This is a genomic window from Photobacterium carnosum (assembly GCF_021236965.1).
Lineage (GTDB): Bacteria > Pseudomonadota > Gammaproteobacteria > Enterobacterales > Vibrionaceae > Photobacterium > Photobacterium carnosum.
Genome location: NZ_WMDN01000003.1, coordinates 285801 through 299917, shown reverse-complemented (window position 1 = coordinate 299917; position 14117 = coordinate 285801). Strand labels below are relative to the sequence as shown.

The 14117-nt window shown below is 33.4% G+C and carries 15 protein-coding genes; 4 read left to right on the top strand and 11 right to left on the bottom strand.

The genetic code is table 11. The annotated features are described in order from the left end of the window. Position 1: 1 nt before the first annotated feature. The 8 genes from GLP24_RS05050 to GLP24_RS05015 form a co-directional block, all read right to left on the bottom strand. Complete coding sequence (locus GLP24_RS05050) at positions 2–463, bottom strand: GNAT family N-acetyltransferase (RefSeq protein ID WP_232577982.1); 462 nt, start codon at positions 461–463, stop codon at positions 2–4. Positions 464–554: 91 nt separating this feature from the next. Further along, the gene (efpL, locus tag GLP24_RS05045; protein WP_101768354.1) at positions 555–1127 is read right to left on the bottom strand and encodes an elongation factor P-like protein EfpL; all 573 of its coding nucleotides are present in this window, start codon (positions 1125–1127) and stop codon (positions 555–557) included. 208 nt (positions 1128–1335) lie between these two features. Continuing rightward, positions 1336–1755 (bottom strand): GNAT family N-acetyltransferase, encoded by a 420-nt coding sequence (locus tag GLP24_RS05040; RefSeq protein WP_232577983.1) that lies wholly within the window; start codon positions 1753–1755, stop codon positions 1336–1338. A 241-nt stretch (positions 1756–1996) separates the two neighbouring features. After that, positions 1997–2212 carry a hypothetical protein gene (locus GLP24_RS05035; RefSeq protein WP_101768356.1) on the bottom strand — a complete coding sequence of 72 codons (216 nt, stop codon included), beginning with the start codon at positions 2210–2212 and terminating at the stop codon, positions 1997–1999. Between the two features lie 196 nt (positions 2213–2408). After that, positions 2409–3791, bottom strand: a complete 1383-nt coding sequence (locus tag GLP24_RS05030) for an MDR family MFS transporter (RefSeq protein WP_232615630.1) — start codon at positions 3789–3791, stop codon at positions 2409–2411. A 134-nt stretch (positions 3792–3925) separates the two neighbouring features. Beyond that, entirely contained in the window at positions 3926–4723 is a 798-nt protein-coding gene (locus tag GLP24_RS05025) for a Cof-type HAD-IIB family hydrolase (RefSeq protein WP_101768358.1), read from the bottom strand. A 221-nt stretch (positions 4724–4944) separates the two neighbouring features. After that, positions 4945–5124: a hypothetical protein gene (locus tag GLP24_RS05020; protein WP_232577984.1), complete on the bottom strand. Its 180-nt coding sequence runs from the start codon at positions 5122–5124 to the stop codon at positions 4945–4947. Positions 5125–5237: 113 nt separating this feature from the next. Beyond that, positions 5238–6047, bottom strand: a complete 810-nt coding sequence (locus tag GLP24_RS05015; protein ID WP_232615629.1) for a Cof-type HAD-IIB family hydrolase — start codon at positions 6045–6047, stop codon at positions 5238–5240. Positions 6048–6456: 409 nt separating this feature from the next. Here GLP24_RS05015 and GLP24_RS05005 point away from each other — a divergent pair, with 409 nt between their 5' ends. Together GLP24_RS05005 and GLP24_RS05000 are read left to right on the top strand one after the other, a co-directional pair. Further along, positions 6457–7038: a TetR/AcrR family transcriptional regulator gene (locus GLP24_RS05005; protein WP_221945088.1), complete on the top strand. Its 582-nt coding sequence runs from the start codon at positions 6457–6459 to the stop codon at positions 7036–7038. A 171-nt stretch (positions 7039–7209) separates the two neighbouring features. After that, a complete protein-coding gene (locus tag GLP24_RS05000) occupies positions 7210–7434 on the top strand; it encodes a hypothetical protein (protein WP_101768362.1) in 225 nt (74 codons plus the stop codon). An 89-nt stretch (positions 7435–7523) separates the two neighbouring features. Here GLP24_RS05000 and GLP24_RS04995 read toward each other — a convergent pair whose 3' ends face one another. After that, complete coding sequence (locus tag GLP24_RS04995) at positions 7524–8363, bottom strand: class I SAM-dependent methyltransferase (RefSeq protein ID WP_232615020.1); 840 nt, start codon at positions 8361–8363, stop codon at positions 7524–7526. Between the two features lie 452 nt (positions 8364–8815). Here GLP24_RS04995 and GLP24_RS04990 point away from each other — a divergent pair, with 452 nt between their 5' ends. After that, a complete protein-coding gene (locus GLP24_RS04990) occupies positions 8816–10051 on the top strand; it encodes an SGNH/GDSL hydrolase family protein (RefSeq protein ID WP_232615628.1) in 1236 nt (411 codons plus the stop codon). A 73-nt stretch (positions 10052–10124) separates the two neighbouring features. Here the strand turns inward: GLP24_RS04990 and GLP24_RS04985 are convergent, their stop codons facing one another. Next, positions 10125–10685 carry a beta/gamma crystallin-related protein gene (locus tag GLP24_RS04985; RefSeq protein WP_101768365.1) on the bottom strand — a complete coding sequence of 187 codons (561 nt, stop codon included), beginning with the start codon at positions 10683–10685 and terminating at the stop codon, positions 10125–10127. A gap of 317 nt (positions 10686–11002) precedes the next feature. On the opposite strand from GLP24_RS04985, the gene poxB reads away from it, so the two are divergent. Next, positions 11003–12721 (top strand): ubiquinone-dependent pyruvate dehydrogenase, encoded by a 1719-nt coding sequence (poxB, locus tag GLP24_RS04980; RefSeq protein WP_232575594.1) that lies wholly within the window; start codon positions 11003–11005, stop codon positions 12719–12721. A gap of 58 nt (positions 12722–12779) precedes the next feature. Here the strand turns inward: poxB and GLP24_RS04975 are convergent, their stop codons facing one another. Beyond that, positions 12780–13940, bottom strand: coding sequence for an alpha-hydroxy acid oxidase (locus GLP24_RS04975; RefSeq protein WP_232615627.1), 1161 nt, complete (start codon positions 13938–13940; stop codon positions 12780–12782). Positions 13941–14117 lie beyond the last annotated feature (177 nt).

Genomic DNA, 14117 nt, shown 5'->3' with positions numbered 1-14117 from the left:
CTTATTCCACCACGTACATCATTTTAACGCGTGGTTGACCAATACCAAAATAATCATTTTCTTGCTCGATATCAGTAAAACCTAATTGTTGATACAATTTCTTTGCATGGTTATCTGGATGAACGGTCAACCATAGTTTTTTGCATCCGGCCAGCGTTGTCATACCTTCTTGCATCAATTTCTTACCTACGCCTCGCCCCTGTACGCTAGTATCAACGGCCAATGCAAGTATCCATCCCTCTAGTAACATTAACGACAGATCATTAAACTGAGGCGCACACAGCACATAACCAACAACGTTATCTTGATGACGAGCGACCAATAAGCCAGCAGGCCAACAATCATAAGCTTGGCGAATAAAAAAATCAGGATAACAATGATCGCCAAACAATCGCTGTTCTAACTGATACACCGCTTGTAGATCTTCTTTTTTAGCTACATCAATTATTATTGTCTGAACCACATTATTCCCTGTGCATTATTTTTATGATAAGTATAAAAAAGCCAGCGTCGAATAAACGACACTGGCTTTATAAAATAATAATAACTAATTATTATTTATCTGCACGGCTCATGAACTTGTGTTCAGCTGTGTTGATTTTAATTCTTTCGCCATTTGCAATGTACTCAGGAACTTGAACAACAAGACCTGTAGACAATGTTGCAGGCTTAGTACGAGCACTTGCAGATGCGCCTTTAATTGAAGGATCAGTCTCAACAATTGTTAGCTCTACTGTTGCAGGTAGTTCTAATGCAACTGGTGCACCATCTACAGTCAATACTTCAATACCTTTAGTATCTTCAGTAATGAACAGTAATTCTTCTGCAATTGCGTCTTTAGTGAAAGTGTATGGCGTGTAGTCTTCATCATCCATAAACACATATTCTTCACCATCGATGTATGAGAAAGATGCTTTCTGACGACTAAAATCTGCCAACGTAATCATTTCATCAGCTTTAAAACTAACATCTGATTTTGAACCCGTTGCAACATCATAAATACGCATACGGTAAAGACTTGCACCTGCACGACCACTAGGCGTTAGCTTAGTAATTTCTTTAACTAAAGCTACTTTACCGTTAAGTTCAATAGCAGCAAATTTTTTAATATCACTAGCCTTTGGCATGATCATTATTCCAAAAATAAATAGTGGTGAGAAATTACACCAAGATACAGATTTATAGCAAGTAATATGATAGTACAGACTCTATTTTTTTGCATTGTTCTACTAACATGGTCAATAGATAGACAAGACAATAATCAGATATTCTTATTACCCTCTTGTTATTTCTTTATATCGAGCAGATTTCATAAAGCATAAAATAACCACTATCTTATGGTAGAACTAATTCACTAATATCCGTTAATACCCAAGCGTTATTATGTTCTTTAAAACCAATTTTAGAATAATACCCTTCGGCCTTGGGTGCCGACAATAAAACGATTTTACACGTCTCTGCCACAGATTCTGCCGCCACTAAAATAAGATACTTATCAATTCCCATTGATTGAACACTTTCATCAACAGCAAGATCAGACACATAACAACAACAATGAAAGTCTGTCAGTGCACGGGCAATACCAACAAGTTGATCATCAACCCATGCCGTTACAATTAAATTACTATTGTCTAGCATCTCTTTGATTGTAATTTCACTTTCAGTAGGTCTACACTCACTTAATACTGCTTTATTCACCAACTCAATATACTGACTTGATGTAATAGGACAATTAACTTTATATTCTATTTCCATTTTCACCCTTCACACTGATACTATTATATTAATTCTATGTAAGCCGATTAATAAATCCGAAAAATACAGCTTAGATACTACACTATATCGCAAATGTATCGCTTTAATCTTACCAATTAATTTATCAGAGCTTAGCTTTTATGTATCAATGTGAAAATTGAAGGGCATGAACATTTAAAAGAAGTAAAAAATAAGCATAAAAATAGCAACGTAATATTGATTATCACGTTGCTAATGAGATTTACTTACTTTCAGATGTATAGCTAGAATATGAACAGTAATAACAACCATTTGATTGAGGATATATTTTTTTTGCGGCGTCTAAAGCAGTACTACATGCCGTATGGTAACCAAGTACATCACAATTATTTAAATTAGGGCTATGGCTACATGTTGCTGTATGAATTTCATGATCGCCGTTATCTTGCGCATTTTTATCAACATAAAACAAACTCATAATAACCTCTGAATATTAGTATTCTTAATCCAAGACATTACTCCTATCAAATTATAGGAGATACTTAATAATCCTAATAATTAGATTTACATCACTTTCATTGGAAAATATTAACCCTTAAATATTAATACTGTGATTCGCTCGGTTTATTTAAACATTACCCTAATATATTTTTATCTCATTATTTTAATCCATGTCACTCTAACTCAACTTCATCAGATAAAGACTGTGTTTTTAATGCAAATATAGCCAAAATAAAGGCAACAACAGCAACTGCTGCCATAACCAAATATGTAGTATTAAAACCAGATTCTAACAGTTTAGTCTCAACGCCAGCCAAACCATTTGCACTATCTGCTAATGCATTATCAGGCAATTGAAAATGGAATATAGCAGAACAAACAGCCACACCAATCGCACCACCTAACTCACGGCCGAAATTAAATAATGACATTCCGATACCACGATCTCTTGGCGGTAACACATTTTGTACAACAACACTTAACGCTGGCAAGGTAAAGCCAAGTCCAAGACCCGCAAAAATAAGTGCTAATTTAACTTCAAAATCAAAATGTAATTGCCATAAAGCCAATGACGTCATTAAAAATCCGATCATGACAAAAATTTTATAATTACCCCATCGCGCAATCGACTTACCACCAATAAACGCCCCTGTTGTAATACTAAACATAAAGATCATCATAAATAATCCACTCTCTGATGCTGTTAGCCCTTTTTGCCATTGAAGCTGTAAAGGGAAATACACTAACACTGCAAACATCAGTAACTGTGAACATAAAATCAAACTTACGCTAACTAAGTAGCCAGGTAAACGCGCTAAACGCACAGGAAGAATTGGATCTTTTGCAAATTTTTCAACAATATAAAGTAAAACTAATGACAATAACAAAGCACCTGCAACCCAACCTATTGGAAGTTGTGACTCTGGCGATAATAGTAATAATACCAATGTTGTCACACTAATAAGCAGTGCTGCGCCTTTCCAATCAAATGGTGATTTTCGACCTTTACTCAAATGGGATAGATTACGATTAACCATCCATAAAGCAAGAATCCCTAGTGGTAAATTAACCCAAAAAATCCAGCGCCAATTAAGATGTTCGGCAAAGAAACCACCCAATAACGGCCCTGCAATACTTGAAACAGCATAGACAATGGAAATATAACCCTGATATTTACCTACAATACGCGCAGGAATACTGTCGGCAATGACAGTAAATGCTAATGCAATTAAACCACCACCACCAAGCCCTTGTAAAACACGACTAGCGATTAATTGCCCTAACGTATCCGATAAACCACAAGCGATAGATCCCAACATGAATAGAACAATGCTCACATTAAGCATTTTTACACGCCCGAAAATATCACTTAATTTACCATACACAGGAAGCACTGCTGTTGCGGCCAATAGATAAGCAGTTACTACCCAGGTTAATGCCTGCCCTGCATTTAAGTCTTGGCCAATAATAGATAATGGTGTAGTAACAATACTTTTCTCTAATGAACCTAAGGCAATAACAAGTGCAACACTGGCAAATATTCTTTGGGGCGACATTCCCTTTTCCTTTATTTAAGTATACAAATACAACGCACTGTATTGTTTAATTATATTTAAAAACATCATCATCAAAACAGTTTGAATAATTTGTTAATATATAAATAAAATCAATCAATACCCTATTCCAATACCTATATTAATACTTGCTCTTTAATAATGGTCATTACACCTTGGTCATTATTACTTGGGGCGTGAAAACGGGCTAATTGTTTAATTTCAGGATGGGCATTATCCATTGCATAACTGAAATAAGTTTCTTTTAGCATTTCAACATCATTTAAAAAGTCACCAAAACTCATACTTTCTTCAAATTTAAAATCAAAAATACGTTGTAATTCTTTAATTGCAGTACCTTTAGATGCCGTCTTATGCATCACATCTAGCCAAATTTTCGCACTGATAACAACTTGATGAGTCTGTGAATATAATGGTGCAATAATAGGATATACCTGTTGTTCAGTACCATTAAAATTAAGTACTGCAATCTTAATAAATTCATCATCAACAGCCAGTAAATCATTAACAAATTCAAGATTATGGTAATATTTTTTAATTTCTTCTAGTGCCTGTATATCTGTTGTTTCAGTATAAGCAGAATTTTTACCGCAGAGAATAATGAAAGTATTATCAATGGTTTTAATGCTATTAATAATAGTATGAATTTCTGATGTTGGGATGGTTGAACTATAGAGTTCTCTTCCTTGGTACATCACTAACGTACCGTTTTCAGCAATAAACAACATCTTGTCTTTAATTGGCTCAAAAGTATTCACCAAACTTTGATACTGTCGACCTGATGCCGCAGCAAAGAGAATATTTCGAGCATCAAGCTCATTGAAAACGTCGTAAAAATCAGTAGGCAAGACCTTGTCGTCACTCAATAAGGTGCCATCCATGTCTGTTGCGATAAATTTGATTGAAGATGTCATAAACAGTAATTATTCCAATATCTTATTATTAATGTTTAATATTCTACCTGTTAATGATGTTAATTTTAATCAAAAAACCAATGCCTTAAACTATAAAAAGTGATCTACATTAAATAATCAGCTCAAAATGTATAATAAAACGAACATATAATATTAACCTTCTACCTTAAAAACAAAAAAATGCCATTACATTACATAATGGCATTTTTTCATCTAAACAATTAGTGATGGTTATTGCTCCTTTTTTTCTTTGATACTGGTTTTACTTCTACCTTACAGCAACCCCCAATATTTTCTTTTTTCGCTTTTAGGTATAACTGTATAAATAAAAAGAACATAAAAAATAAAAAAACAACAACAGAAATAATGATATATAAAGGAAATAGTTCATCTGTATTCATTGAATACTCCTAGATTATGCAACGTAGCAATACATCTAAATAAGAATGTAACGCATTACCAATATTTGTCAACGGAATTTACACTCTTAGTGATACTTATAAATATCTGTTACTCACAATGCGTGACAGTGTAACACTTGCTGTTTGATCACCGTTATTACACCCTGCTCATTATTACTCGGTGCTATAAAACGTGCTAATTTTTTAATCTCTGGATGTGCATTACCCATTGCATAACTAAAATAGGTTTCATGAAGCATTTCTACGTCATTAAAGAAATCACCAAAACTCATGCTATTTTCAAACGTAAATCCAAATTTATCACGCATAGCCTTAATCGCCTGCCCTTTGGATGCTTGCTTATCCATAAAATCTAACCATATTTTACCGCTAACGACGACTTGGTGCGTTGCTGCAAATAAAGGTGCTACTAATGGATAAACATATTCTTCAGTACCCTTAAAATTTAATACTGATATCTTAATAACCTCATCATCAACATCTAATAAGTCATCAACAAACATGATGTTATGACAATATTTTATTATTTCTTGCTGAGCCTGTTTATCTTTTGTCTCTATATACGCTGATTTTTTTCCGCATAATACAATATGACTATTCTCAATATTACGTACTGTTTCAATAATTAAATCAGATTCAGATTTAGGAAGCATGGCACTATAAAGCTCCTTACCTTGATACATCACTAAAGTGCCATTCTCTGCAATAAAAAGTATCTTATCTTTAATCGATTCAAACATTTTTAATAATGTGAAATATTGTCGACCAGACGCAGCAGCAAATAAAATATCTCTGGCATCTAACGCATTAAATACGTCTAAAAAATCATGAGGAAGCTCATTTACATCATTCAGTAAAGTGCCATCCATATCTGTTGCAATAAATTTTATCGGTAATGCCATTACTATTATTACTCCGATTATATGTAACCTAATTAAGTGACAATATATTACCTCTAAATTCGCTACTAGCATATAACAGCGATACTCTTTATCTTCAAAGAGTGTTGCCATATATTATAGAATAGTCTATGTTTTATAATTACTTATCTGCCGCTGATGATAATTTTTTATTGTGTTCAACAACCATTATTGCTATTGCTAGAAATAGAATGTCTTTAACTAAAAAGAAATTTGCAATAGGAACACTATCGACCACTTTCTAGGTGTTTGGTGTATTTATACCCTACCGTTGTTGCTGGTGGCGATACTGTATTTATCCTTAAACTATCCATACTGATCCTATCAAGTATTTTGAACTAAACAGTTTATTTTGTTATGATCGGGATAACAACAACTGAGGTTAAGAGCTATGAATAAGCAACAGGAAAAGCGATTAAACATCGTTAATAAAACAATCACTTTATGTGCGCAATATGGCTTTCACGGCACCAGTATGGATAGTATTACGTCTGCGACAGGAGTATCTAAAGCAACTATTTATAAATATTTTATTTCAAAAGAGAATTTAATAAAAGAAGCCTTATTTTTATTCAGTGAACAAGCATTAAATAGTCTAAATGTTATTTTTTCTGATCCTACATTAACACTAGAACAAAAACTGTCAGAACGATTTGAGATATTAGTAACATTAATGAAAGATGACTTATTCAATGGCTGTTATTTTCAATTAGCCTATAGCGAATTTAACCATACAGACGATAACATTGCTAAAATATGCAGTAATTACAAAAATACGCGTGTAAATATGATTAAGGATTTATTAACAGAAAATAACATTAATAATGCTGAGCTTAAATCACAACAAGCAGAATTAATTTTTAACGGATTATTAGCAACATTACAAATAACCAAAAACACAAAATTAATACCAATGGCAAAAAAGATGTATCTCAATGTTATTTTTGAAAAAATCAATCATGAACACTATTAATTTAATAGTCATAGTAAATAAACTCATGACTGTTTAATTAACCTACTAATCTATTTTAAATCAATTCAATTTTGAAGTTGATCACATATCGATAATAATTACCTTTTCTAAAAACAATTAAAGTGGCATAAGAATAAATATAAGTACACCAATGAAAAAAGGACAATTCATATGAAAATTTATTTTATTTTTTGTTTATTATTTATATCGACATCTGCTTTTTCTAGTACAGCAGTTATCAATTCAAAATTTCATAATCCTGATAATAAAAAAAATATTCTAAAAATAGTAACGCCAACGATAACTGACAATAGAGTAATCAATTCAAAATTTCATCATCCAGGCAATAAAAAATATCATGTTGTAAATAAAACCAAAAAAGAAACGACTCTTTAGTAATAAGTAATTTAATTGTTAATAAAAAAGGGTCGATACAATCATCAGTGTATATTGCTAATGATTATTATCGACTCCTTGTATATCATTTATTTTTGAGCACTAACACCCATTAAATGATCAACTTTCTGTATATTCTTAAAACCAGCAGCTTTTAATCGACGAATAACGCCATCAACAAAACTACTGCCTTTTTTTATAATATGTGGATTACCTGTATAGTGGAAAAGTCGCCCATTTGGGCGTAATACACGATAAATTTCACAATAAAACCCTTCACTGTAAAGTTCACCAGCAAGAGAAAAACGTGGTGGATCATGAATAACAGCATCAAAAGAAATTGAAGGCATGGTTTCGATCAACTCAAAACTACTTCCCTGACGTTGCTCAATACCATCATTATTTAAATCGTTTGACCACGGATTTTGTGCTCGTAATCCCATGACCGATTCACTTAACTCAATGGTTAATACTTTTTTCGCACCCAGCCGATGAGCAGCAATCGCCGCATAGCCTAAACCACTGCAGCAATCTAATACATTATCACCACTGCGTACTGCTTGTTTAGCCATCTCTGACGCACTTTTGAAAGGATCGGTTCCTTTCGAGATATGCATTTTAACACCACTAATTTCAAGCAGTGGCGCACCATCTGTTGGTGCTAGTTTGTAATAACCAACACTACGATCTTCCAATGGCTCCATATAGCCATCACTACAAATATAAATTCGTTGTGTCTTTTTAACGATTTTTTTAAGATCAGCAATAGAAAGTTTATTTTCTTCGTCAAGAATTAAACCTTGATCAGTGACTGAAAAATCCTGTTCGCTAAGGTTAAGATCTGTCGAGATTCGAACGCTAGAAAGTCCTTTCTTGATAGCATCTAATGCCTGTTGCGCATTTTTTGTATGAAGGTAGTAGCCAAGCATAGTTCATTTATCTAATTAGAAACACTTATTGCATTATAACATAAAATAGAACCGTCATATCTTCATCGTTCTCAGCCTACCCTGCCTTGATTAAATAAATACATTTCAACATATTACTTATTTATTCAGCTATTTATTATGATAATCACAACACATTGATAAACAATTATATGCCATCCTCTAAAAGTATTCTTTCATTAAAAACACAGCAATACATTCACCAATAGAATACTTAGCAACAAATACCCATTTAATATCATAATAATATGAATGGATATCAAAATAAAAAAATCTTAATTAATCAATTTATTAGAAGAATATCCCATTATAGAATATAAAATCTGACTCTCATCACTGGCTCTATTAATGTAACCAACCAATGCAATTATTTACATTGTCTTTGCGTGTTATTTTTAACTTTATTAACACGAACACTTAAATAAAGGACTGTCATGAACAAGGCATATTTGCTATTAACGTTATTATTCCCTTTTGCTGCAACTGCTTCTGATAACGTTCAACATATTGAAAATCATCCACAACAACAGAATGCTACACCTCACACCAATAATACTTATACTTATGTAAAATGCTGGTATCGCACCAGTATTAGCCATGATGAACCAGCTACAGATTGGGTTTGGGCTAAAAATAATGATAATAGTTATTATGAACTACCTGGTTATTGGTGGTCATCTATTTCATTTAAAAATATGTTTTACACTGATGTCTCGAATAAAGATATTGCACAACGTTGCGCAGCCTCTATTGATACATATAATAAAAATGCAGACATTATTTTCTATGCCTCAGATATAAAGTCATCTTATAGCCATACTATTTGGAGTAATGATAACGTTAGTCAACCAAATACAATCAATAAAATTGTGGCCTTTGGTGATAGCCTTTCAGATACAGGTAATACATTTAATGGCTCACAATGGTTATTTCCGAATAGTAATAGTTGGTTCTTTGGGCATTTCAGTAATGGTTTAGTTTGGACTGAATATCTGGCTAACGCTAAAAATTTACCATTATATAACTGGGCGGTGGGTGGTGCTGCTGGCGTAAATGAATATGGTATTCTTACTGGAGTTTATGACCAAATATCTTCTTTTATTACCTATATGAAACTTGCAAAAAACTATCATATTGAAAATACCCTATTTACTCTAGAGTTTGGTCTTAATGATTTTATGAATTACGATCGAAATATTACTGAAGTCAAAAGCAATTACAGCACTGCACTTATTCGTTTAACCGATGCTGGTGCCAACAATATTTTATTAATGACATTACCTGACGCGAGTAAAGCACCACAATTTAAATATTCCACCGCAGATAAAGCGGCTTTAGTCAGTCAACAAATTAAACAATTCAATCTCTTTATAAAAGAACAAGCGGCTTATTATAAACAAAAAGGCATCAATATTACGTTTGTCGATGCATATCAGATATTTGAAAACGTAACCTCAGAGCCTCAAAAATATGGTTTTATAAATGCTAAAGATGCTTGTATGGACATTAATCGTAGTTCATCAAAAGACTATCTTATTAGCCATAGCTTAACCAATGATTGTGCACAACATGGCTCTGATAAATATGTCTTCTGGGGCGTTACCCACCCGACCACAGCGATGCACAAATACATTGCTCAAAAAATTATTACTAATGTTTCAATAAACTAAAGAATGTTAATACTATTGGCACTAACTTTTGGTTAGTGCCAATTATTTTAGATATACACAATAGAGTCAGAGATCAAAAAGTGCTTAATATCTTAATTGAACTCACCTGATTATCGAATCCTGTTGCATTAGCATCACCACTATTACGCGTATAATAAGCACCACTATAATTGACGCCTTCATAAAATCTTACTGACCACCCCATCGGTATATCATAAGACGACATTTTATTATCAAAATTATAATCACCCAAATTAGGAATATCATGAGTAATCTTTACGGACTCTCCCATTTGATAATTTTGACTATAAATTGAAACACCTTTACCTTTATATCGACCAGTATCAGCTTCCGAAACAAGGGATGATTCAACACACTTCGCTTCTTTTGCTTTACAGAAAATACTGCCTTCACCTTGAGATTTTTCACAGCGACGTTGCACTTTATAACGTGCCATATCCTCTGTTACACCAACATCCGCAAAAACATCACTAAACGGTTTCAGTGTACAAACATAAACTCGACCGCTGTTACTTCCATTAAGATTATTTACATTTTTGAACTCAAGATGTAAACCCGCGTATGAAGCAGTGCTGAAACCTAAAAGTGTGGTTAAAAAGATTATTTTTTTCATAACTACTTACTCTGATATAGCAAAATAAATGATTACTATATGATTAATAAACGGGCGGCATCATAACACTAAAACGAATACTTATATATAATACAGTGTACAAATATTCCATTTAAATATAAATCAAACTATTTAATTTTATTTTTTATCTATATTTAATGTTCAACATATTAAATTAATAACACAAAAAAAAATTCATCGTAACGATTAAATACACTAATAAAGATAAATTATAATTCCTTAGTAGTATTTTGTTTTAAATTATGTAATTAATATAACAGAGAAAGAACATTAAATAATAATATAAAAGGACTACCATGAATATTGCTCAATATATAGTAAAATCACTCAGTACTGCAGGCATAAAACGTATTTGGGGAGTAACAGGAGATTCTTTAAATGGAATAAGTGATAGTTTACGTGCAGATGGCACAATAGAATGGATCGGAACAAGGCACGAAGAAGTCGCTGCATTTGCTGCGGGAGCAGAAGCGGAACTGACAGGTGAACTGGCTGTTTGTGCAGGATCTTGCGGCCCTGGCAACATGCACTTAATTAACGGATTATACAATTGTAATCGCAATAAAGTCCCCGTACTCGCTATTGCTTCAGATATCCCCTCATCAGAAGCGGGCAGTCGTTATTTTCAAGAAACGGATCCTCTTCACTTATTTAAAGAATGCAGTGTTTTTTGTGAAAAATTAACGCATCCATCACAAATGCCATTTATTTTAGAAGCGGCAATGAGACAAGCTATTTTAAAGCAAGGGGTTAGTGTCATTGTTATTCCTGGCGATATTGCCTTACTTGATATGCCCCAAAATACGCCAATAAAATGGCAACGCCCTGCTTTACAACAAATTACACCCGTATTATCTGAATTAGCATTATGCAAAAAAATAATTAACCAATCATCAAAAATAGTTTTATTTTGTGGTGCTGGCTGCAAAGGCTCACACGATCAAGTATTAGCTCTAGCTGAAAAACTAAAAGCCCCCATTGTTCATGCCCTCAGAGGTAAAGAGCATATTGAATATGATAACCCTTATGATGTGGGTATGACGGGGCTCATCGGTTTTGCTTCTGGTTATCATGCGATGGAAAATGCTGACACAGTAATTTTACTTGGTACCAGTTTTCCATTTAAACCGTTCTACCCTAAAGCCGCTAAAATCATTCAGATTGATAATGATCCTGATGCTATTGGCCGACATACCCAAGTTGATCTTGCGTTGATTAGTGATATAAACCCAACATTATCAACACTACTACCATTAGTGGATGAAAAAACAGATCACCATTTTCTTGATAAATGTGTTGAACATTATCAAACAACGCGTAAAAATTTGGATAATTTAGCCGAGATAAAACCGAAAAGTACGCTCATTCATCCTCAAACACTGGCAAAAATGCTCAGTGCAAAAGCACAATCAAATGCTGTTTTTACATGTGATGTTGGAACGCCAACATTGTGGGCTGCGCGTTATTTCAAAATGAGCAGTCAGCGCCGCTTAATTGGTTCATTTAATCATGGTTCAATGGCAAATGCACTTGCACAATCTATTGGTATACAAGCCGTAGATACTACTCGTCAAGTCATTGCATTATGTGGTGATGGCGGATTTTCGATGCTAATGGGCGATCTTCTTACCTTAGTACCTTATAATCTCCCTATTAAAATAGTCATTATCAATAATAGCTCATTAGGTTTTGTTGATATGGAAATGAAAGCATCAGGCTTTGTTTCTAATGCAACTAATCTTAATAATCCAAGTTTTGCCGCGATTGCCAATGCTTGTAACATTAAAGGGATCAGCGTATCAGATCCTCATAAGCTCAGCGATGCTATTGATGAATTATTAAATCATGATGGTCCGGCACTGCTAGAAGTGATCACTGATAAAAATGAATTAAGCTTACCGCCAAAAATTAAACTGGCTCAAGAAAAAGGCTTTACCATCTACACATTAAAAGCCCTCTTTAATGGCTATGGTGATGAATTAATTGATCTTGTAAAAACAAATATACTCCGTTAATCCAAAAAAAGGTGTACTAAGTACACCTTTTCCATTTTTTAATACAAACAATCAATTATCAAAGATTTTTAATTTGAGCGAGATGATTAGGCAAATCTTGTGGTTTTTCACAACATACTTGCTCCATCACCTGCTGAAGTTGTTTTTTCAACATATTCATTGCGTGATAACCACCATTTTGACCAAGAGCACCCACACTGTACATAAAACTACGTCCCATAAACGTAAAGTCCATTCCCGCAGCCAATGTACAAGCAATATCAGAACCTTCTCTAATACCGCTATCCATCATAATGGTTGTTTGACCTTTACAAGCATTAAGAATTTCAATACCTTTACTAATGGTTGATGGACCCGCATCCAATTGACGTCCACCGTGGTTAGATACAATAATCCCATCAAGACCAATTTCAATCGCTTTTTTTGCATCTTCAACAGTTGATAACCCTTTTAATACTAAGTTACCATCCCACTTATCACGTAACTTACGTACTTTTTCTTCACTTAAACGTCCATTAAATGTTTTATCCATGAACAATGCTAAGTGGTGCATATTCATTGAACCAGACATATATTTAGTTAACGATTTAAATTCCGGCTTACCTTTAATTAATGTCTCAAGCGCCCATTCAGGAGAAAGCATAATTTGTAGCATATTTTCTGCTGTCATTTTTGGCGGCATCGCCAAACCATTTTTTATTTCTTTAGGACGATAAGCAAAGGTTGGAACATCAGATAGTAAGACTAATGTTTTAACTCCTGCCGCCTTACAACGAGCAAGTAAATCATCCGTAATAGCATCATCAACGGGATGATAAAGTTGAAACCACATTTTACCTTCAGTAATTTCAGCAATAGTTTCAATTGATGAAGTAGAGACAGTGCTCAACACAAACGGTACATTATTATCAAAAGCCGCTTTTGCTAAAATCTCTGGTGCTTGCGGCCAAATTAATCCTTGAAGTCCAACAGGACTTACACCAAATGGCGCATCATATGTTTCACCAAATAATGTCGTTTTTAAAGATACATCCTTATAATCTCTTAAATAATAAGGAATAAGTTCAAGCTTACGAATGTCATCAGTATTTCGTCTTAAACCAATCTCATTGTTACAACCGCCATCCACGTATTCAAACGCAAACTTCGGTAACCGTGATTTGGCTTTTTTTCTAAGAAGATCAATGGATGGGTATGCAGTATTAAAATAGTCTTTCATGAGACTTCCTTTATTATTTTGATAATATTTTTATTAGAATTTATAACTGAACTTTATATTTCTATTACATATATATCACAAAAAAAAACAAACGACTATCACTTTTATCAATTATAAGTAAAAAATTACATTTCGACATTTAGTATATAAATATAATAAAATAGCATCTTCATAAAT